This is a genomic window from Streptomyces sp. TLI_053, from assembly GCF_900105395.1.
In the GTDB taxonomy this organism is placed as follows: Bacteria; Actinomycetota; Actinomycetes; order Streptomycetales; family Streptomycetaceae; genus Kitasatospora.
Window position 1 is genome coordinate 3,681,394 of the sequence record NZ_LT629775.1, and the last position, 21,121, is coordinate 3,702,514.

At 74.7% G+C, this 21,121-nt stretch carries 14 protein-coding genes; 2 read left to right on the forward strand and 12 right to left on the reverse strand.

The features are described 5' to 3' along the window. The first annotated feature begins 156 nt into the window (after positions 1 to 156). Positions 157 to 957, forward strand: coding sequence for a class I SAM-dependent methyltransferase (locus tag BLU95_RS14545; RefSeq protein WP_093860381.1), 801 nt, complete (start codon positions 157 to 159; stop codon positions 955 to 957). Positions 958 to 1,137: 180 nt separating this feature from the next. Here BLU95_RS14545 and ftsH read toward each other — a convergent pair whose 3' ends face one another. The 7 genes from ftsH to nsdA form a co-directional block, all read right to left on the reverse strand. Then, positions 1,138 to 3,057 (reverse strand): ATP-dependent zinc metalloprotease FtsH, encoded by a 1,920-nt coding sequence (ftsH, locus tag BLU95_RS14550; protein WP_093860382.1) that lies wholly within the window; start codon positions 3,055 to 3,057, stop codon positions 1,138 to 1,140. Between the two features lie 117 nt (positions 3,058 to 3,174). After that, positions 3,175 to 3,714, reverse strand: a complete 540-nt coding sequence (locus tag BLU95_RS14555) for a GNAT family N-acetyltransferase (protein ID WP_093860383.1) — start codon at positions 3,712 to 3,714, stop codon at positions 3,175 to 3,177. Positions 3,715 to 3,887: 173 nt separating this feature from the next. Next, positions 3,888 to 5,453, reverse strand: coding sequence for a signal recognition particle protein (gene ffh / locus BLU95_RS14560; protein WP_093860384.1), 1,566 nt, complete (start codon positions 5,451 to 5,453; stop codon positions 3,888 to 3,890). A gap of 123 nt (positions 5,454 to 5,576) precedes the next feature. After that, positions 5,577 to 8,156, reverse strand: coding sequence for a [protein-PII] uridylyltransferase (locus BLU95_RS14565; RefSeq protein WP_093860385.1), 2,580 nt, complete (start codon positions 8,154 to 8,156; stop codon positions 5,577 to 5,579). 157 nt (positions 8,157 to 8,313) lie between these two features. Then, positions 8,314 to 8,652, reverse strand: coding sequence for a P-II family nitrogen regulator (locus tag BLU95_RS14570; protein WP_093860386.1), 339 nt, complete (start codon positions 8,650 to 8,652; stop codon positions 8,314 to 8,316). Next, positions 8,649 to 10,022 carry an ammonium transporter gene (locus BLU95_RS14575; protein WP_093860387.1) on the reverse strand — a complete coding sequence of 458 codons (1,374 nt, stop codon included), beginning with the start codon at positions 10,020 to 10,022 and terminating at the stop codon, positions 8,649 to 8,651. The genes BLU95_RS14570 and BLU95_RS14575 overlap by 4 nt, the downstream gene beginning before the upstream one ends. A gap of 484 nt (positions 10,023 to 10,506) precedes the next feature. After that, a complete protein-coding gene (gene nsdA, locus BLU95_RS14580) occupies positions 10,507 to 11,961 on the reverse strand; it encodes a transcriptional repressor NsdA (protein WP_030396728.1) in 1,455 nt (484 codons plus the stop codon). 576 nt (positions 11,962 to 12,537) lie between these two features. Here nsdA and BLU95_RS14585 point away from each other — a divergent pair. Further along, positions 12,538 to 13,209 carry a bifunctional DNA primase/polymerase gene (locus tag BLU95_RS14585; protein ID WP_093860388.1) on the forward strand — a complete coding sequence of 224 codons (672 nt, stop codon included), beginning with the start codon at positions 12,538 to 12,540 and terminating at the stop codon, positions 13,207 to 13,209. Between the two features lie 199 nt (positions 13,210 to 13,408). Here BLU95_RS14585 and ftsY read toward each other — a convergent pair whose 3' ends face one another. The 5 genes from ftsY to BLU95_RS14610 all read right to left on the reverse strand — a co-directional run bounded on the left by ftsY (position 13,409) and on the right by BLU95_RS14610 (position 20,988). Continuing rightward, a complete protein-coding gene (ftsY, locus tag BLU95_RS14590) occupies positions 13,409 to 14,605 on the reverse strand; it encodes a signal recognition particle-docking protein FtsY (protein WP_093860389.1) in 1,197 nt (398 codons plus the stop codon). 155 nt (positions 14,606 to 14,760) lie between these two features. Next, the gene (smc, locus tag BLU95_RS14595) at positions 14,761 to 18,387 is read right to left on the reverse strand and encodes a chromosome segregation protein SMC (RefSeq protein ID WP_093860390.1); all 3,627 of its coding nucleotides are present in this window, start codon (positions 18,385 to 18,387) and stop codon (positions 14,761 to 14,763) included. 198 nt (positions 18,388 to 18,585) lie between these two features. Next, a complete protein-coding gene (locus BLU95_RS14600) occupies positions 18,586 to 18,789 on the reverse strand; it encodes a hypothetical protein (RefSeq protein ID WP_093860391.1) in 204 nt (67 codons plus the stop codon). Positions 18,790 to 19,202: 413 nt separating this feature from the next. Continuing rightward, complete coding sequence (locus tag BLU95_RS14605) at positions 19,203 to 19,502, reverse strand: acylphosphatase (protein ID WP_093860392.1); 300 nt, start codon at positions 19,500 to 19,502, stop codon at positions 19,203 to 19,205. A gap of 121 nt (positions 19,503 to 19,623) precedes the next feature. Beyond that, positions 19,624 to 20,988: a hypothetical protein gene (locus BLU95_RS14610; protein WP_093860393.1), complete on the reverse strand. Its 1,365-nt coding sequence runs from the start codon at positions 20,986 to 20,988 to the stop codon at positions 19,624 to 19,626. Positions 20,989 to 21,121 lie beyond the last annotated feature (133 nt).

Here is a 21,121-nt window from a genome sequence, read left to right on the forward strand (position 1 = left end):
GCCGTCGGTGTCCCGCACCGGGGCGCACGCCCCCGACGCGCGCGCACCACCCCGCACCCCTCTGGACGCCGCGCCCGAGCCGCTGTTCGCTGGAGTGGGGCGGGACGTCGAGGGGGGTTCGGAGCAGCACGTCGAAGGACCGGATGGGAGGCCGCGATGGCTTCAGCTGGGGTGATCGGTACGACCGCAGGACCCGTCGGCACCGGGCGGGACAACGCCCGGGCCCGGGACTGGGCGGAGATCCAGGAACGGATGCTGGTACCGCTCTACGAGGCCGTCCACGACCGGCTGGAGGTGGGTCCGGCAACCAGCCTGCTGGGCCTGGGCTGCCGCTCCGGTCTCGCCCTGCTGCTGGCGGCCGGACGGGGTGCCCAGGTGGCCGGTCTGGAGCGGGACGGCGAGCTGCGCGCGCTGGCCGCCGGACGCGGTCTGCGGGTCGGCGCGGGTCACCGGCCGACCGCGGACGTCGCCCGCTCGGCCTATTCGCTGGTCACCGTTTTCGAGCAGCCGCCACCGGCGGGCGAACCGCGCCGGACGGTCGCGGCGGCGGCCCGGCTGGTCCTGCCCGGCGGGCACGTGGTGCTGGCCGCCTGGGGCCCCAGGGAGCGCTGCGAGAGCGCGGCCGTCCTGGACGTCGCCCGGCGGATGGCCAGGCGCAGCGGCGCGCGCGACCCGTTCGAGCTGAGCCCGCCCGGGGCGCTGGAGGACCTGCTCGCCGGGACCGGCCTGCGCCCGGCCGGCGGCGGGCGGGTCGGTTGCCCGTTCGCCTACCCGGACCTGGACAGTGCCGTGCGCGGGCTGCTCTCGACCGGGCTGTACGACGCGGCGGCGGAGTTCTCCGGGGCGCCGCTGGTCGCGAAGGAGCTGGAGGAGGCGCTGCAGCCCCACCTGCGGCCGGACGGGACGGTGCGGATGGCGAACGTCTTCCGCTATCTGATCGCCGAACGGCCCCGCTGACAGCGATCCCGCCGCCGCACCGAGCACCACCACCGGCCGCCGGCCACCACACCGACCGCAGCCGCACCGACCACCGACCACCACACCGACCGCAGCCGCACCGACCGCAGCACGGCGACGACGGAGGGGCGCGCGTCACCCTGACGCACGCCCCTCCGTCCGGGGCCGGGGACCGGCGGCTCAGGCCTGGTCGAGCGTCTTCCGGGGCACCCCCGCCGCCCGGTACGCCGCCTCCTCGTCCAGCGTCTCGGCCTCCAGCAGCGCCGCCGACAACGCGTCCAGCCGGTCCCGCTGCTCGGTCAGCAGCCGCACCGCCTCGTCGTAGCACTCCGCGACGATCCGCCGGGCCTCCTCGTCCACCGCGTCCAGCGTGGTCGGCGCGGCCGAGAGCCCGTACGCCCCCTGCGGGTCGGACGGCACGGCGGTGAGCCGGCCGACCCGCTCGCTCATGCCCCACCGGCCGGCCATGCCGCGGGCGATGTTGGTGACCTGCTCCAGATCGCTCTCCGCCCCGGTGGTGATGACCCCGTAGACCACCTGCTCGGCCGCCATCCCGCCGAGCGCGCCGATGATCCGGCCGCGCAGGTAGGGCTCGGTGTAGGAGTACCGGTCGGTCTCCGGGGTGGACAGGGTGACCCCGAGGGCGCGGCCGCGCGGCACGATGGTGATCTTTCGGACCGGGTCCGCGCCCGGCTGGAGCATGCCGAGCAGGGCGTGGCCGCTCTCGTGGTACGCCGTCCGCTCGCGTTCGGCCTGCGGCATCACCAGCGGCCGGACGGCGCCCAGCTGGACCTTCTCCAGCGCGTCCGAGAGGTCGCGCTCGTTCACCGAGTCCTGGCGGCGCTTGACCGCCAGCAGCGCGGCCTCGTTGACCAGGTTGGCCAGTTCGGCGCCGGTCATGCCGGGCGTCACCTTGGCCAGCTGGTTCAGGTCGGCGTCCCCGGCCAGCGGGACGTGCCGGGAGTGGATCCGCAGGATGGCCGCGCGGCCGTCGCGGTCCGGCGGGCTGACCGTGATCCGCCGGTCGAAGCGGCCGGGACGCAGCAGGGCCGGGTCGAGCACGTCCGCCCGGTTGGTGGCGGCGATGACGATGACGCCCTCGGAGCCGCTGAAGCCGTCCATCTCGGTGAGGATCTGGTTGAGCGTCTGCTCGCGCTCGTCGTGGCCGCCCATCCCGCCGCCGCTGCCGCGCTGCCGGCCGATGGTGTCGATCTCGTCGATGAAGACGATCGCCGGGGCGACCTTGCGGGCCTCGGCGAAGAGTTCGCGCACCCGGCTGGCGCCGACGCCGACGATCATCTCGATGAACTCGGAGGCGGAGGCCGAGAAGAACGGCACGTCCGCCTCGCCCGCGACGGCCCGGGCCAACAGGGTCTTGCCGGTGCCGGGCGGGCCGCTGAGCAGGACGCCGCGCGGCATCTTGGCGCCGAGCCGGCGGTACTGCTGCGGGTTCTTCAGGAAGTCGACCACCTCGCTGAGTTCGGCCTCGACCTCGTCGATGCCGGCCACGTCGGCGAAGGTGGTCCGTCGGCCGGCCTCGGCGGTGACCGGCTTGGGCGGGGCCTTGCGGCCGAGCGCGCCGGCGCCGAGGCCCCCGGCCATCCGGCGGGCGAGCAGCACCCAGACCAGGATCAGCAGCAGCATCGGGGCCAGCGAGATCAGCAGGTTGGCGAGGAAGCTGCGCTGCTGGACGACGGGCGAGGCGGTGACCTCGACGCCCTGCTGCTGGAGGGTGGTCCAGAGGTTGTCCCCGGCGAAGACCGGCCGCTGGGTGTCGAACTCGGTGTACGTCCCCTTGCCGCCGTCCGGCTTCGGCTCGGCGTTCTTGAGGGTGCCCTCGATCGAGTCGCCCTTGGAGTAGATCTTGGTGACGTTGCCCTTGTTCAGCTGGTTGTTGAACTCGGTGTAGGAGATCGTGGTGGCGCCGCCGGGGCCGAAGAAGGACAGCAGCAGATCGCTGATCAGGAACACCACGAGCGCGGTCAGGACGAGGCCGATCCAGCCGCCGGGCATCCTGCGGCGCGGGGGCGGCGGGGGCGGGGCGCCCTCGGAACGCCACGGCTGGTCGGGGGTCTGGCGCGGCGGCACGGGATCAGTCACCCATCGGACAATACGGACATCTGCTCGGAGCCTCCAACCGCAACGCCGCTCCCGGCCCGCCCCCGCCCGGCCGCCCCGCCGTGAGCCCCGCTGCGAGCCCCGCCCTCAGCCCCGCCGTCAGCCCCGCTCGTCCGCCGCGGCCGACCCGGGCCATTCCTCCGAGGTCAGCGCGAACCGCTCGTGGTCCCGCCAGCCCCCCTGGAGGAACAGCATCCGCGGCGTGAACCCCTCGTGCCGGAAGCCCAGCCGCTTGGCGAGCGCGATCGACCGCCCGTTGTCCGGCTGGACGTTGATCTCCAGCCGGTGCAGCCCCAGCCCGCCCTCCGGGTGCCCGGCGAAGCAGGTGTCCAGCACCAGCCGCAGGCCCTCGGTCATCCGCCCGGTGCCGGCGAACGGCAGGAACGAGTCGTAGCCCAGCGAGCCGTTGCAGAAGCGGCCCATCACGATGTTGGCCACATTGACCTTGCCGACCAGCCCGCCGGTCTCCAGGTCGATGATCAGGAAGGTCCGCAGCCCCGGCCCCTGGCGCTCCAGCAGGTCCGGCAGGGCGTCCGGCTCGACCGGGTTCCACCGGCCGATGTGCTCGGCGGACCGCCGGACCGCCTCGGCGTACGCCACCTCGTCCCCGGCCCGCGGGGCCCTGATCGCTACTCGCATCGGACCATCATCTCGAATGACCATCGGGCATGCGAACGGCCCACCTCCGCGGAAAGACCGGGACGGCGGGCCATCGGGCATGCGAACGGCCCACCTCCCCGGGAAGACCGGGACGGCGGGCCGTTCGCCCCGGGACCCGCGGGCAGCGGGACCGGGTCAGGACCGGGTCAGGACTACAGCAGGTCCTTGAACTCCTTGGGCAGCTCGAAGTCGGCCGGGCCCTTGCCCGCGCCGAGACCGAACGCGCCGCCCTGGGCGGGCGCCTGGTCGGCACCGGGGCCGAGCGCGCGGCGCTCGGCGGCCGCGGCCTCCTCCTGCGCCCGCTTCAGCGGGTTGCCGCTCTTGCGCTTGCCCTTGGCGGCCGGGGCCTTCTTGGTGCTCTTCTTGCCGCCGCCACCCATGCCCGGGATGCCCGGCATACCGGGGACGCCCTTGCCGGAGGCCATCGCCGACATCATCTTGCGGGCCTCGAAGAACCGCTCGACCAGGTTCTTCACCTCGCCGACCTGGACACCCGAACCCTTGGCGATACGGGCCCGGCGCGAGCCGTTGATCAGCTCCGGCTCGGCCCGCTCGGTCGGGGTCATCGACTTGATGATGGCGCCGACGCGGTTGACGTCCTTGTCGTCGATGTTGTTGATCTGGTCGCGGATCTGGCCCATCCCGGGCAGCATCCCCAGCAGCTTGGAGATCGAGCCCATCTTCTGGACCTGCTCCAGCTGCGACAGGAAGTCGTCCAGCGTGAAGGCCTTCGGGCCGCCGCGCAGCTTGGCGGCGATCTTCTCGGCCTCGGCCTGCGAGAAGGTCTGCTCGGCCTTCTCGATCAGCGAGAGGACGTCACCCATGCCCAGGATGCGCGAGGCCATCCGGTCCGGGTGGAAGGCGTCGAAGTCGTCGACCTTCTCGCCGTTGGAGGCGAACATGATCTGGCGGCCGGTGACGTGCGCGACCGAGAGCGCGGCACCGCCGCGGGCGTCGCCGTCGAGCTTGGAGAGCACCACACCGGTGAAGTCGACACCGTCGAGGAAGGCCTGCGCGGTGGTGACCGCGTCCTGGCCGATCATGGCGTCGACGACGAACAGGACCTCGTCCGGGTTCACCGCGGCCCGGATGTCGGCGGCCTGCTGCATGAGCTCGGCGTCGATGCCGAGGCGGCCGGCGGTGTCGACGACGACGACGTCGTACTGCTTCTGCTTGGCGTACTCGATCGAGTCCCGGGCCACCTGGACCGGGTCGCCGACGCCGTTGCCCGGCTGCGGCCCGTAGAACGCGACGCCCGCGCGGTCGGCGACGACCTGCAGCTGGTTGACGGCGTTGGGGCGCTGGAGGTCGCAGGCGACCAGCAGCGGGGTGTGCTTCTGCTTCTTCAGCCAGTGGCCGAGCTTGCCCGCGAGGGTCGTCTTGCCGGCACCCTGGAGGCCCGCGAGCATGATCACCGTCGGGCCGCTCTTGGCGAACCGCACCCGGCGGGTCTCGCCGCCGAGAATGGCGACGAGCTCCTCGTTGACGATCTTGATGATCTGCTGCGCCGGGTTCAGCGCACCGGAGACCTCGGCGCCGAGCGCGCGCTCCTTCACCCGCTTGATGAAGGCCCGGACGACCGGCAGCGCGACATCCGCCTCCAGCAGCGCGATGCGGATCTCGCGGGTGGTGGCGTCGATGTCCGCCTCGCTCAGGCGGCCCTTGCCCCGGAGGTTCTTGAACGTCGCTGCGAGGCGATCGGAAAGGGTGTCGAACACGTCGTCGCGGGTCCTCTACGGCATCGGTCTGAGTACGGTCGTCGCCCCCAAGGGTATCCGGCCGGTCCACGGACGGTCTCCACCCGGGTTCGGCGGGACTCCGGAACCCCCCGGAGGAGCCGGTCAGCCCAGGGCCTCGCGCACCGCCGCGGCCACCTCCCCGGCCCGCCGGGCGGACAGCGGACGGCCCGCCGCGTCGGTCAGGTAGAAGGCGTCGACGACGTCCGCGCCCAGGGTGGAGACGTGCGCCGTCCGCACCCGCACCCCCGCGCCGTCCAGGGCCCGGCCGATCCGGTGCAGCAGCCCGGGGGCGTCGTGGGCGCGCACCTCCAGCACCGTGGCGTTCGCCGAGGCGACCGGGGGCGCCACCGCGACCACCGGCGGCGGCGTCGGGATCCCCCGCCGGCGCGGGGCCGCCGCGTCCCGCTCGGCCAGCCGGCGCGCGACGTCCAGCGAGCCGTCCAGGGCCCGGCGCAGATCGGCCCGCAGCCGCGCCGCCTCCGGCAGCTCGCCGAACTCCGCCGCCACCGTCCAGGACAGCAGCAGCACCGGCCCCGCGCCGATCGGGTCCAGCTCCCGCAGCCCCGCCGAGCGGACCGCCAGCCGGTGCAGGGCCAGCACCCCGGCGACGGTGCCGAGCAGCCCCGGCCGGTCCGGGACGGCCAGCAGCAGCCGCACACCCATCGGCTCGGTGCCCGCCGCGTCCGCCCCGGCCTGGGCCAGCAGGGAGAGCGCCGGTCCGCCGGTCCTGGCCGCCTCCACCGCGAGCCGCTCCTGCTCGGCGGTCGGCGCGGCGGCCGGCTCCGGGCCCGGGACGGCGTCCCCCGCCAGCCGGGCGGCGGCCCGGGCGGTCAGCCCGTCCACCAGCGAGGCCCGCCAGCCGCTCCACGCGGCCGGACCGGTGGCCAGCGCGTCCGCCTCGGTCAGCGCCCGCAGCAGCTCCAGCCGGGGCAGCGTGGTGACCACCTTGGTGACCGCCTCGACGGTGGCCGGGTCGTCCGGATCACGCCGGGTCGCGGTGTCCACCAGGGTCAGGTGGTGGCGGACCAGCACCGCGAGGGTCTCCACCGACTCCGGGTCGAAGCCCATCCGGGCGGCCACGTCGCGGACGATCACCTCACCCGCCTCGCTGTGGTCACCGGGCCAGCCCTTGCCGAGGTCGTGCAGCAGCGCGGCGACCAGCAGCAGGTCCGGCCGGGCCACCCGGCGGGTCATCGCGGCCGCCCGCACCGCGGTCTCCACCAGGTGCCGGTCCACGGTCCAGCGGTGCACGGCGTTGCGCTGCGGCCGGCAGCGGACCCGCTCCCAGTCCGGCAGCATCCTGGTGATCAGCCCCTCCGCCTCCAGTGCCTCCCAGACCGGCAGACAGGCCTCGCCGGCGCCGAGCAGGGTGACCAGCTGCTCGCGCGCCTCGTCCGGCCAGGGCACCGGCAGCGGACGGCACTCGGCGGCCAGCCGGCGCACCGTCGCGTGGGAGACGGCGAGCCCGTTCTGCGCGGCCGCCGCCGCGACCCGCAGCGGCAGCACCGGGTCGACGGCCGGGCGGGCGCCCTGGGCGAGCACCGCCTCGCCGTCCTGCTCGACGACGCCCTCGGCGAGCGGCCGGCGCTCCACCGCGCCCCGGGCCACCGCACCGGCGCCGCGCCGCGCCGCGCCGGACGCACCGCCGGACGCGCCGCCGAACGCACCGGCGAACGGGAACCCGCGCCGGTGCGGACGGCGGCCCCGGCCCGAGCGGGCGGCCAGCACCCGGTCCACCGCCCGCCAGGTGACGTCCGCGGCGTAGGCGACCGTCCTGGCCGCCTCGTAGACCTGTCGCAGCAGGGTGTCCGCGTCCAGCACGCCGAGCCGCTCGGCGACCTGGTCCTGGTCCTGCAGGGCCAGCCGATCGGTGGCCCGCCCGGTGGCCAGGTGGAGCGCGTCGCGCACGTCGGCCAGCCGGAGCGCGGCCGCGTCCAGGCCCTCCCGGGGCGCGTCCGCCAGCCAGCTCGCGGCGATCGCGTCCAGCGCGACCACGTCCCGCAGCCCGCCCCTGGCCTCCTTGAGGTCGGGCTCCAGCAGGAAGGACAGCTCGCCGTGCCGCTCGGCCCGCTCCCGGGCCAGCTCGCGCAGCTCCGGCAGCCGCCGCACCGCGCCCGCCCGCCAGTCGGCGAGCACGGTGGAGCGCAGTGCGGCGGTGAGCGCCGGGTCGCCCGCGACGTGCCGGGCGTCCAGCAGGCCGAGCTGCGCCTTGAGGTCGGCGGCCGCCACCGCCCGGGCCTCGGCCGGAGTGCGGACGGCGTGGTCCAGGGCCGCGCCGGAGTCCCAGACCGGGTACCAGAGCCGCTCGGGCAGGGCGGGGTCCAGTCGGCCCTCGTGCAGCAGCAGCACGTCGAGGTCGCTGCGCGGGGAGAGCTCGCCGCGCCCGTAACCGCCGACCGCGACCACGGCGGTCCCGGCCGGGGCGCCGGCCGAGGCGAACAGGGCGGCCAGCCAGTCGTCGGTGCGCGCGGACAGTTCGGCGCGCCGGGCCCGGCCGCCGGGTCCGGGGGCGGCGAGCAGCGCGGCCCGAGCGGCGGCGGGGTCGGCCGGTCCGGCCTGGCCAGGGTGGGAGTCGCCGGTGCGGGAGTCGTCGGTGTGGGAGTTGCCGGTGCGGGAGTTGCCGGTGCGGGAGTCGCCGGTGCGGGAGTCGCCGGTGCGGGAGTCGTCGGTGTGGGAGTCCATCTGAAGTCCCCGTCCGTGGTCGTGCGGGTCGGTCGTGCGGGTCGGTCGTGCGGGCGCCGGAACGCCGTCGGCGGGCCTGCGACCGTGGGGGGTCGCAGGCCCGCGGAAGGGGCTGTCGGGCAGGGCGCCGGAGAGGCGCCGGGCGGCCGGGGAGGCCCTACAGGGCGTCGGGGCCGCGTTCGCCGGTGCGGACCCGGACCGCGGTGTCGACCGGGACGGTCCACACCTTGCCGTCGCCGATCTTCCCGGTCCTGGCCGCCTCGACCAGGACGTCGATGAGCTGCTCGGCGTCCTCGTCCTCGGCCAGGACCTCGACTCTCACCTTGGGCACCAGGTCCACGGTGTACTCCGCACCCCGGTAGACCTCGGTGTGGCCGCGCTGACGGCCGTAGCCGCTCGCCTCGGAGACGGTCAGGCCGTGCACGCCGAAGGACTGCAGGGCGGCCTTCACCTCGTCCAGGCGGTGGGGCTTGATGACGGCGGTGATGAGCTTCATCGGGCGTCCACCTCGGTCTTCTCGGTGCTCCGGGCCACGGCGGTGGCGGCGGCAGTGGCGGTGGCGGCGGGTACGGCGGTCGCGGGCGCCGGGGCGACCGAGGACCGGCCCAGGCCCGAACCGAGGGCACTGAAGTCGTACGCGGACTCGGCGTGCTCGGCCTGGTCGATACCGGCCACCTCGACCTCCTCGGAGACCCGGAACCCGATCGTCCGGTCGATCGCCTTGGCCAGCAGCCAGGAGAGCACGAAGGAGTAGACCGCGACGACCGCCACGCCCATCGCCTGCTTGCCCAGCTGCTCGAACCCGCCGCCGTAGAAGAGCCCCTTGGCACTCTGGCCGACCGTCCCGGTGGCGAAGAGGCCCACCAGCAGCGAGCCGATCGCCCCGCCGACCGCGTGCACGCCGACCACGTCGAGCGAGTCGTCGAAGCCGAAGCGGTACTTGAGGCTGATCGCGGCCGCGCAGGCGGCTCCGGCGACCAGTCCGATCGCCACCGCGCCGAGCGGGGAGACCGAGCCGCAGGCGGGGGTGATGGCCACCAGGCCGGCCACCGCGCCGGACGCGGCACCCAGGGTGGTGAAGGCGCCGTGCCGCAGCTTCTCGTAGACCAGCCAGCCGATCAGCGCGGCGCCGGTGGCGACCTGGGTGTTGATCAGCGCCATCGCCGCGACGCCGTTGGCGGCCAGCGCCGAGCCGGCGTTGAAGCCGAACCAGCCGAACCACAGCAGCCCGGAGCCGAGCATCACCAGCGGCAGCGAGTGCGGGCGCATCGGGTCCTTGCGGAAGCCGATCCGCCGGCCGAGCACCAGGCACAGCGCCAGGCCCGCGACACCGGCGTTGATGTGGACGGCCGTCCCGCCGGCGAAGTCGATCACGCCGTTGCGGTCGCCGAGCCAGCCGCCGTTCCCGCCGTCGAAGAAGAACACCCAGTGCGCGACCGGGAAGTAGACCACGGTGACCCAGAGCGCCACGAACAGGCCCCAGGCGGTGAACTTGGCGCGGTCCGCCACCGCCCCGCTGATCAGGGCCGGAGTGATCACGGCGAACATCAGCTGGAAGGCGGAGAAGGCCGTCACCGGGATCGTCCCGGCGAGGTCGTCGAGGCCGATGCCGTCCATCCCCAGGAAGTCCAGGTTCCCGATCAGACCGGCGCCCGCGTCGGGCCCGAAGCTGAGCGAGTACCCGTAGAGGACCCACAGCACGCTGACGATGCCCAGTGAGAGGAAGCTCATCGCCAGCATGTTCAGTGTGCTCTTGGCCCGGACCATCCCCCCGTAGAAGAAGGCCAGCCCCGGGGTCATCACCATGACCAGGGCCGCACTGACGAGTACGAAGGCGGTGTCACCCGCGCTGAAGCCGTCCGGCATCGGCGTACCTCCTGACTGGAAGCCGATCCGCACCCGGGTTCCTGTCCCGTGCACCGGGGCGTCGGCGTTGAGGAGGAGCGTGCCGAAGGCCGGTTTCGGCCGATGCCGCCGGTTGTTTCACCACCGTGACGAGGGCGACGGCGGGGTTACACCCGCGTGAACCCCGGCCGTGTCACGGGGCCGGAGGGGTTACCGTACGGCCGCCCCGCACGGGGTGTACCGGGGGCGGCACGGAGCGGGACGACACGGCACGGCACGGCGCGGGGACGGCACGGCACGGCACGGCGCGGGGACGGCACGAGCGACACGGCACCGCACGACACCGCACGACACCGAGCGGCGCGGAACGCCGCCGAACGACACCGACCGTGCCGTCGGCGGACGGCACGGTCGGCGGGTCGGGCCCGGCACGGGCACGTGGGCGGGGCGGGGCGGGGGCGAGCCTGGGTCGGAGGCAGGAAGCCGGGGCCGGACCGGTGTCGGCTCAGACCACCGAGACGTACTCCGGGATGTCCTGCACCACCCGCTCCTTCAGCCGGCTGACCGCGTCCACGCCCCGGTAGCGGGACGAGGCGGCCTCGGTGGTCTTGCGCACCCGGGAGTTGAGCCGCTCGGAGCGGACCTTGGTGGCGATGTCCACCGCCTGCTCGGCGAAGACCGCCGCCTGCTCCGGCTCGTTCTGGAGCAGGTGCACGCTGGCCATGCCGACCAGGTTGAAGGCGTAGGAGCGGACGTGGTCGCCGTCCTGCCGGAACAGGTCGACGGCGCGCTCCATCACCGGCGCGGACATCGAGGCGTAGAGCGCGCCGTTGTCGGAGTGGTAGGCGAGGTCGCGGAAGGAGTGCGCGTTCTCGGCGTTCAGCTCGGCCGGCGAGAAGAACTTCAGCCAGTCCGGGTCGGCGTCGCCCTCCCGGATGTCGGTGAAGGTGTCCTCGGCCAGCCGGACCGCCCGGGCGCACCGGTTCACCTCGCCGATGGTGGCGTACGCGCGCGCCTCCATCGCGTACAGCAGGGACTGCTGGCGCGGGGTGGCGGTGTCCCGGCTGCCGTACTGGGCGAGGTGGATCAGCTCCAGCGCGTCCTCGCCCCGGTTGAGGTGGATCATCTGCCGGCTCATGTCGGTGAGGATCAGGGCGCCGAACGGGCGGTCCCCGGCCTCCTTGGCGGCGTGCAGCGCCAGGACGTAGTACTTCTGCGCACTCGGGTGCATGCCGACGTCGTAGGACATCCAGCCCGCCAGGTGGGCGAGCTCGGCGGTGAGCCGGAACAGCCGCCGGGTGGTCTGCTCCGGGTAGGTCTCCTGGAGCAGGTCGGTGACCTCGTGCAGCTGGCCGACCACGGCCTTGCGGCGCAGGCCGCCGCCGTTCTGGGCGTCCCACTGGCGGAACATGACCGTGGTCTGCTCCAGCAGTTCCAGCTCGGGCTCGGAGAGCCGCCCGGTGAACGGCTCTCCGCCGTTGGCCGCGGCCAGGATCGGCGTCGGGGCGCCGTTCGGGCCGGGGGCCAGCCAGCGCTGCATCGGCTCGATCAGGGCGGCGCCGGCGGTCAGGGCGAGCGAGGTACCCAGGAAGCCGCGCCGGTTGAGCATGAGGTCGCTGCGGGAGTAGTCACTGATCAACTGGACGGTCTGCGGGGCGCTCCACGGCAGGTCGACGCCGCCGCCGACGGTGGAGACCGGAACGGCGGCGCGCAGGCCGAGGTCCTCGATCGAGACCACCGAGCCGAACCGCTCGGAGAACAGCTCCGACATGATCTTGGGGATGGGTTCCCTGGGCTGCTCGCCGTCCAGCCAGCGGCGCACCCTCGAGGTGTCGGTGGAAACGTGGTGGGCGCCGATCTGCCTGGCCCGGCGGTTGACCTGGCGGGCCAACTCCCCCTTGGACCAGCCGCTGCGGGCGAACCACGTGGTCAGCTTCTCGTTGGGTTGCTTCTCTGCCATGGGTCCCCATCCCGCCCGGCCCCCGCGGGGCCCCGATCGTGACCGCCCGACGGTTGCGGGCTCTTGCCAGCCGTGCCGTGACCGAACTGCGGCGCTGCCGTCGCAGACGAACCGTCAGTTCCCCAACTCCCGGCTCCCCAGGGCCCGGAGCGGCCCCCTGACGAGGTCCGTGTGCTGAACGTAACGCCCCGCGTACTGCCCCGGGGAGCGGCCCTGGCGAAACGCCACCTTTCGCCACCCCCAGGAGTGAACCGAAGCGTGTCGACAGACGGTTCACTAGGAGGTCCCGACGGTCCGGCATATGCGGGCCGCCAAGTCCCCACGGATATCCGGCCCTTCGGGCGAACCGCCGCCGCCACAGGGGTTTTCGCCACCCGCACCGATCACCGGCCGCCCCGCGCACAAGACGATCCGGCATCCGTACCGCCCGCCACAAGGCGGCGCCCGAGGCACACTCTCGCAACTGGCGCACACCGGGCGCTGCGCGCCGTCACCGCACAACGCACCACGCAACGGACAATCAACACAAAGTCACCGTCCCGTAACCATCGGCAACCAGAACCTGTTGGGGGAGGCATGGACAACCTGTTCGGCGAACTTCGACTGGGGAGCCTGCGGCTGGCACCGCTGGGCGCGCGCCGTCGCACCCGCGTCACCACGAGCCAGGCGGCCGCGGAGTACACCGGCCGGTGGGGCTGGGCCGTCGTCGTCGGCGAGCCGGCCCGCGCCGCCGGCACCCCGGAGCGCTGCCACTGCGGCACCCCGCGCTGCGCCGCCCCCGGCCTGCACCCCGTGCCCGGAGCCGGCCCGGCCGCCGGCCCCGGCGCGGACGCCTCGGTGCTGTTCCCCACCGGCCGCGCCTTCGACGTCCTGGACGTGCCCGAGCAGGCCGGCCTCCAGGCACTGGTCCGGCTGGAGCGGATGGGCACCCAGGTCGGGCCGGTGCTCGCCGCGCCCACCGGACGGCTGCAGTTCCTGGTCGCGGCCGGTACCGCGCTCCGGCTGCCGGACCTGCTCTACCGGATGGGCTGGGACGACGCCGCGCTCGACCTCACCTGCCACGGCGAGGGCAGCTACGTCGCCGCGCCGCCCACCGTGCTGGCCGGCCTCGGCCCGGTCCGCTGGCTGCGCCGGCCGACCCGGGACAACGCGGGCTGCCCGCCCGAGGCCCGACTGCTGCTGGGCACCCTCGCCTACGCCTGCCACCGCGGCCGTGAGCGCACGCCCGAACCGGCCTGGATCGCCTGAGCCGGATCTTCGCCCGCTCTGGCGGGACCGGGGTCGGCCGGGGCGGGTCCGGGGCCGGCCGGGGTCGAAGCGCGGGCCGTCCGGGGTCGAAGCACGCGGGCCGGGTGTGTGGGTCGGCCGGCCGCTCGGGGCAGGGCCGGGAACGCCGAAGGGCCCGCCCCTCGCGGGGGCGGACCCTTCATCGGTGGACCGACGGTCCTCAGTCCCCGATCAGCGCGTCCACGAACGCGCCCGGCTCGAACGGCGCCAGGTCGTCGGCGCCCTCGCCCAGACCGATCAGCTTGACCGGCACGCCCAGCTCCCGCTGGACCGCGATCACGATGCCGCCCTTGGCGGTGCCGTCCAGCTTGGTCAGCACGATGCCGGTGATGTCGACCACCTCGGCGAAGACCCGGGCCTGGACCAGCCCGTTCTGGCCGGTGGTGGCGTCCAGCACCAGCAGCACCTCGTCCACCGGGCCGTGCTTCTCGACGACCCGCTTGACCTTGCCCAGCTCGTCCATCAGACCGGTCTTGGTGTGCAGGCGGCCGGCGGTGTCCACCAGCACGGTGTCCACACCCTCGGCGATGCCCTCCTTGACCGCGTCGAAGGCGACCGAGGCCGGGTCACCGCCCTCGGGGCCGCGCACCGTGCGGGCGCCGACGCGCTCGCCCCAGGTCTGCAGCTGGTCCGCGGCGGCGGCGCGGAAGGTGTCGGCCGCGCCGAGCACCACGCTGCGGCCGTCGGCGACCAGCACCCGGGCCAGCTTGCCGGTGGTGGTGGTCTTGCCGACGCCGTTGACGCCGACCACGAGGACGACCGCGGGGCCCTCCTCGTGCTTGGTGGAACGGACGGTGCGGTCGGCGTCCTTGCCGATCAGCTCGACCAGTTCCTCCCGCAGCAGGGCACGCAGCTCGTCCGGGCTGCGGGTGCCGAGCACCTTCACCCGGGTGCGCAGCCGCTCGACCAGCTCCTGGGTGGGGGCCACGCCGACGTCGGCGGTCAGCAGGGTGTCCTCGATCTCCTCCCAGGTGTCCTCGTCGAGGTGCTCGCGGGAGAGCAGCGAGAGCAGCCCCTTGCCCAGCGAGTTCTGCGAGCGGGAGAGCCGCGAGCGCAGCCGGACCAGGCGGCCGGCGGTGGGCTCGGGGACCTCGACGGAGGGGGCCGCCGGCTCGGCGGGCGCCTCCTCCTCGGGGGCGGCCGGGAGCTCCACCTCCTCGACGGTGCGGCGCGGTTCCTCGGTGGGTGGCGCGGCCTCCTCGCCGACGGCGGGCTCGCGCGGGGTCGGGGGCGCCGTGATGACCGGCGCCTGCGACTTCGGGGGCAGCTGCTGGCGTCGTCTGCCGGAAACGACGAGTCCGGCGATCGCGCCGACGGCGACCACCGCGATGACTACGGCAAGAATCACGTATTCCATAACCCCCCCAGTATCCGTGACGCCGGTCCGCGCGGACCGCAGGCGGCCGGGCGGATCAGGAACGGATCGGGAACGGGCCGGGAACGGACCGCCGCGCGCCCCTCCGCCCGATCACCGGCCGGTCACCGCCGGCTCAGGACGGGACCGCCGCCGGCTCAGGAGGGGACCGCCGCCGGCTCCGCCACCGGGTCGGCCGCGCGCCGGGTCCGCGGCTCCTTCCGGTCGTCCCGCAGCCGCTGGCTGATCACCTGCGAGATGCCGTCGCCCTTCATGGTCACGCCGTAGAGCGCATCGGCGGACTCCATGGTCAGCTTCTGGTGGGTGATCACGATGAGCTGGGAACTCTCCCGCAGCTCCTCCATGATCCCGATCAGCCGGCGCAGGTTGGTCTCGTCCAGCGCCGCCTCCACCTCGTCCATCACGTAGAAGGGGCTGGGCCTGGCCTTGAAGATCGAGACCAGCAGCGCCACCGCGGTGAGCGAGCGCTCGCCGCCGGAGAGCAGCGAGAGCCGCTTGACCTTCTTGCCGGGCGGGCGGGCCTCCACCTCGACCCCGGTGGTGAGCATGGAGTCCGGGTCGGTCAGCACCAACCGCCCCTCGCCGCCCGGGAACAGCCGGGAGAACACGCCCTCGAACTGCGCGGCGGTGTCGTGGTACGCGGCGGTGAACAGCTGCTCGACCCGCTGGTCGACGTCCTTGACGATGTCCAGCAGATCGCGCCGCCCGCGCTTGAGGTCGTCCAACTGCTCGCCGAGGAACCGGTGGCGCTCCTCGAGGGCGGAGAACTCCTCCAGCGCCAGCGGGTTGACCTTGCCCAGCTGCTGGTACGCCCGCTCGGCCGTGCGCAGCCGCTTCTCCTGCTCGGCCCGGACGTACGGACGGGGCTCGCCCGGCTCCTGCCCCTCCTCCGGGGCCGAGGGCGGGACCGGCCGGTCGGGCCCGTAGGAGTCCAGCAGTTCGCCGCCCTCGATGCCGAACTCCTCCAGCGCGCGGCTCTCCAACTGCTCGATCCGCAGCCGCTTCTCCGCCCGCAGCACCTCGTCGCGGTGCCCGGCGTCGACCAACTTGTCCAGCTCGTCCTTGAGTTCGCGGCCGTGCTCGCGGTGCTCCCGCAGCTCCGCCTCGCGGGCCGCCCTGGCCTGCTCGATCGCGGCCCGTTCGGCGTCCGCGCGGGCCAGCGACACCTCCAGGCAGGCGAGCAGTTGCCGGGCGCCCTCGGCGACCGCGACGGCGACGGCGGCGTCCTGCTCGGCCCGGCGGCGGCGTTCGGCGGCCCGGGTGCGCGCCTCGCGCTCGGCGCGGGCGGCCCGGTCCAGCTGGTCGGCCCGCCCGGCCAGGGCGCGGACCCGCTCCTCGTGGGTGCGCACCGCGAGCCGGGCCTCCAGTTCGGTCGCCCGGGCCGAGGCTGCGGCCCCGGCCAGCCGCTGCTGCTCGGCGGCGTCCGGCTCGTCCTCCCCGTCGGCGGCGGTCTCCTCGGCCACCGCCAGCCGTTCGGCCAGCTCCTCGGCGGTGGTGAGCAGCCGGTCCAGCCCCTCCTCGGCGCGGCCGGCGGCGGCGGTCAGCCGTTCGGCCTCGCCGGCGGCGGCCCTGGCCTGTCCGCCGAGCCGGCCGAGGGTGCCCGCCACCTCGGCCCGCGCGCGCTCCAGCTGCCTGCGCCGGAGGGCGAGTTGCTCCGTGGCGGCGGCCGACTCGCGTCGCCGTTCGGTGAGTTCGGCCAGCCGTTCGGCCGACTCGGCGCAGCGGACGTCGAGTTCGGCGATCGCCCGGGCGGCCTCGTCCACCGCCGCCCGGGTCTCCAGCAGGCTGGGCGCGGCGCCGGAGCCACCGTGGGCGAAGGCGGCGCCGAGCCGGTCGCCCTCGGCGGTGACCGCGCTCAGCGCGGGGTGCGCGGCGACCAGCCGAAGCGCCCGGTCGAGCGTGTCCACCACGGCGATCCCGGCCAGCAGGAGGCCGACGGCGGGCAGCAGCCCGGGCGGCCCGTCGACCAGGTCCACGGCCCAGCGGGCGCCGGGCGGCAACTCCCCCGCCGGCGACTCCCCCGCCCCGGCTCCGGACCGGGGGGCGCCGGCGATCAGCAGCGCGGCCCGGCCGGCGTCCTGCTCGCGCAGCAGCCGCAGAGCCTCGGCGGCGGCGCCGGGCGAGTCGACGGCCACCGCGTCGGCGGCGGCGCCGAGCGCGGCCGCGACGGCGGTCTCGTGGCCCGGGGCGATCCTCAGCAGTCCGGCGGCCGGGCCGAGCAGTCCGGTGAGCCGGTCCCCGGCGGCGAGCAGCGCGCCGCTGCCGTCCTTGCGGCGCAGGCCGAGCGCGAGCGCGTCGTGCCGGGCGGTCAGCGCGGCTCGCTCGCGCTCGGCGACGGCGGCCTCCTCACGCGCCGCGGCGAGCTCGCGCTCGACGGCGGCGAGCAGTTCCCCGGCCTCCTCGTACGCGGTGTCGGCCAGTTCGCCGTCCTCGGCCTCGGCGTCGACCCTGGCCCTCAGTTCCTCGTACTCCTCCTGGGCCGCCCCGGCGCGTTGCAGCGCCTCGTCCCGGGCCTCGGCGAGCCGGCCGATCTCGGCCTCGGCCGCGGCGGCCTTGGAGCGGGCGGCGGCGGCCTGCCCCTGGAGCCGGGCCAGTCCCTCACGGCGGTCGGCGATGGCCCGGGCGGCGTCCTTGAGCCGGCGTTCCTCGGCGGCCAGGTCGCGCTCCAGTCCGGCCTTGGTGTCGACCGCCTCGTCCAGTGCCTCCCGGGCCTGTTCCAGGGCCTCGGCCAGCGCGGCCTCTTCCTCCCTGACCCGCCCGGCCTCGCGCTCGAGCTCCTCCGGGTCCCGGCCGCGCCGCTCCTCGGGCTGCCCGTCGGCGGCCGCGTGCCGGGCCTTCGCCCCGGCCAGTCCGACGGTGCCGCGGGTGCGTTCGGCGAGGGCGGAGAGCCGGTACCAGGTCTGCCGGGCGGCCTCCAGGCCGGGGCCGAGCTGCTGGACCTGCGCCTCCAGCACGGCCTCGCGCTGGATCGCCCGGCCGAGTTCCTGCTCGACGGTGGAACGGCGCAGCCGCAGGGCCAGTTCGTCGGCGATCTCCGCCTCGACCGCCCGGCGCAGGGCGAGCAGGTCGTCGGCGAGCAGCCGCAGCCGGGCGTCGCGCAGGTCGGCCTGGATCCCGGCGGCCCGGCGGGCGATCCGGGCCTGTCGGCCGAGCGGGCCGAGCTGGCGCCGGAGTTCGGCCACCAGGTCCTGGACCCGGTTGAGGTTGACCTGCATCGCGTCGAGCTTCCGCAGCGCCTTCTCCTTGCGCTTGCGGTGCTTGAGTACGCCGGCCGCCTCCTCGATGAAGGCGCGCCGGCCCATCGGGTCGGCCTGCAGGACGGAGTCGAGCCGGCCCTGCCCGACGATGACGTGCATCTCGCGGCCGATACCGGAGTCGGAGAGCAGTTCCTGGATGTCCAGCAGCCGGCAGGTGTCGCCGTTGAGCGCGTACTCGCTGCCGCCGTTGCGGAACATCGTCCGGGTGATGGTCACTTCGGCGTACTCGATCGGCAGCGCGCCGTCGGTGTTGTCGATGGTGAGGCTGACCTCGGCCCGGCCGAGCGGGGCGCGCCCGCTGGTCCCGGCGAAGATGACGTCCTCCATCTTGCCGCCGCGCAGCGACTTGGCGCCCTGCTCGCCCATCACCCAGGAGAGCGCGTCGACGACGTTGGACTTGCCGGAGCCGTTCGGCCCGACCACGCAGGTGATGCCGGGCTCGAAGCGCAGGGTGGTGGCGGAGGCGAAGGACTTGAACCCGCGCAGCGTCAGACTCTTCAGGTGCACGCGCCGCTCTCCTCGCCCCTCGCTCGCCGGGCCCTGGGCGGGGCCCCGCGAGCGACTGTATCCGCCCGCCCCTCCGGGACCTGCGGCGATCGCGGCCGGACACGACGAAGGGACGCCACACGGGGCGTCCCTTGCAAGCTGCGTCCCTTTCGGGGCGGCTCAGTGCACAGCGGCGTCGACCGGGAGATCGGGCGGGACTCAGGTGAGAGCCGGCTCCCGCTGATCCAGGTCGATGCTGTTGAGCAACGAGTGCTCGCCGGCGACAGCGGTGAGTGCGTCGTTCACAGCCTGCATCCTGATGAGCTCGGCTTCGAGATCCTGGACGCGCTGCTGCAGCCGTCGCATCTCGGAGAGCATTCGCGGGTCGGGGCCGCCGACGTACCCGAGAAGCGCCTTTGCCATGATGAATGGTCCTCCACGCTGAGTGACCGAACCGGAACGGTACAGGTCTAGGGGGAAGGGGGACGCACGCGCGGCGTGCACCGGCAGTGCTGGCTGGGCACTACGGCACAACCACCGTGAGCTGGGCTCACGGGGGCATGCACCTACCGGGATAACGCGGTCGTGTGCGCGGGTTTCCAGCGTCTCACCAAAGACGGTACGGGTCAACACGATCACCGCACGCTACCGCGCCCCTGTCACCTGCCTGGCGGTGTCATCACGCCCGGCGGCTCCGAAGGGGGGTCCACCACATGCTCGTGGATCATCGTTCGATGCGGAGTCAACCACGAGTCTGCCCGGATGGCAACCGTACGACACCGCCGGTTGACGATCGTTTTCGATCGACCGGCCCGGGCCTCCGCCGACGCGGTTTCTCAGCGGATCTCGAAGGTCCCGTACCCGGGTCCGACGGCGGTCCAGATCTCGGTCACCCCGCTGACCCGGCCGGGCGTGTCCGGGCCCCTGAGCAGCGCGAGCAGTCGCTCGCAGTCCGGGGCGAGCCCCTCGGCCACCACCTGCACCCGGCCGTCGCCGAGGTTGCCGGCGTAGCCGGTCAGTCCGATCTCCAGCGCCCGCGCCCTGGTCCACCAGCGGAAGCCGACCTGCTGCACCTTGCCGCGCACCCAGGCGGTGACGCGGACCGGCTCGTCACTGTGGGCGTCGCGACCGTGCATGCCCCGACCCTATCCGCCGCGGCGGCGGCCCGCGTCACGGCGGAGCCGGTGCGACGACGCCGCCCCGCCCGGTCCTGGGACCGGGCGGGGCGGCGCGAACGGGCGGCGCGGGGCGGCCGGGTCAGAAGCCCCCGCCGAAGTCCCCGCCGCCACCGAAGTCGCCACCGCCGCCGAAGTCCCCGCCACCGCCGTCGAAGCCGCCGCCGAAGTCGGAGGAGTCGAAGTCGGCACCGGACTGGTCCCCGCCCTCGTAGCCGGCGCCGGCGTCCGCCGGGCCGTACGCGTACGCCGGGGTGGCCATCATCGAGCCGAGCATGGTGCCGACCAGCAGACCGGGCAGCAGACCGCCGCCGAAGCCGCCGAAGTACCCGCCGGCCCAGGGGCCGTACGCCGGGCCGGCGTTCCAGTACGGCTGCGGCCCGTGCTCGGTCGGCACGGTCCGGATGTCCGGGTCCTGTCCGGCCGCCAGCCGGTCCGCGTCCGCCCGGCAGACCGGGACGGCACGGGCGGCGCCGCCCGCCGGGGCCCAGTCGGCGTCCTTCACCGACGGGCCGTGCCGGGGGTCGAAGAAGCACGGGGGACGCCGCTCGGGCAGCGGGTGCCCGTCCCGCCGGGCGGCCAGGGTGGCCAGCGCGAACCGGCCGTCCTCCAGCGCCTCGGAGACCGGCTTGACGTCCTCCGGCCCCTTGGCCGCGTCCATCAGCAGCTTGGCCCGCTCGTAGGAGTCCAGCGCGTGGGTGTAGTCACCGCGCTGCACGTCGTCGGCGTCCGGCGCGGACGGGACGAAGTCCAGTCGGTCCAGCTCCTCGCCGTAGGCGGTGATGTCCTCGTCCACCACCCGGCGGACCTGGGCCAGTTCGGCCCGGCGCTGCTCCTCCTTGCGCCGCTTGGAGCGGCGGAACAGCAGGAAGACCCCGGTGCCGGCCAGCGCCAGCAGGGCCAGCGGGACGGCGATCGCGGCGGCGGAGACACCGCCCGCCGCACTGTTCACCCCGTGCCCCTTCACCTGCGGGGCGGCGGTGTCCACGAAGTCGTTGAGGGTGGCGTCGATGTCGCCGGGGTGCGCGCGGAAGGCCGCGCCGGCGATCCGCTGGGCGGCGGCGGTGGGCAGCGCGCCCTTGTCCGAGCGGGCCTGGAACTGGTCGCCGCGCCAGATCGCGTAGGCGCCGGTGATGCCGACCTTGGTGCGCAGGTCGTCGAAGACGGTCGAGGCGCCGTACGGGTCGGCCGCCGGGACCACCGCCACGAAGATCGGCTTGTCCGCCTTGCGGATCTTCTCGGTCAGCGCGTCGGCCTGGCCCTGGCCGAACCGGCCCGCCATCGCCGGGTCGACGTACACCCGGCCCTGCTTGAGCGCGGCGGCCGCGTCGTCGAGGCCGCCCGCCGCCGAGGCGGCCGGCGCCAGCAGGAGCAGCAGCCCGAGCAGCGCCGCCACCAGGGCCAGCGGCCCGGCGCCCCGGGAACGTCGTCGAGCAAGGGTTCTCATGGCACCGACGCTACCGCGACCGGTCCCCCGACCGGGCATACCGGCCGGGTACGGGGCGGCCCGGCACCCCCACCGTCCGCCGGGGTGGGCCCCCTTCCACGGGATGATCTTTCCGCGGCAGCCCCGGAACCGC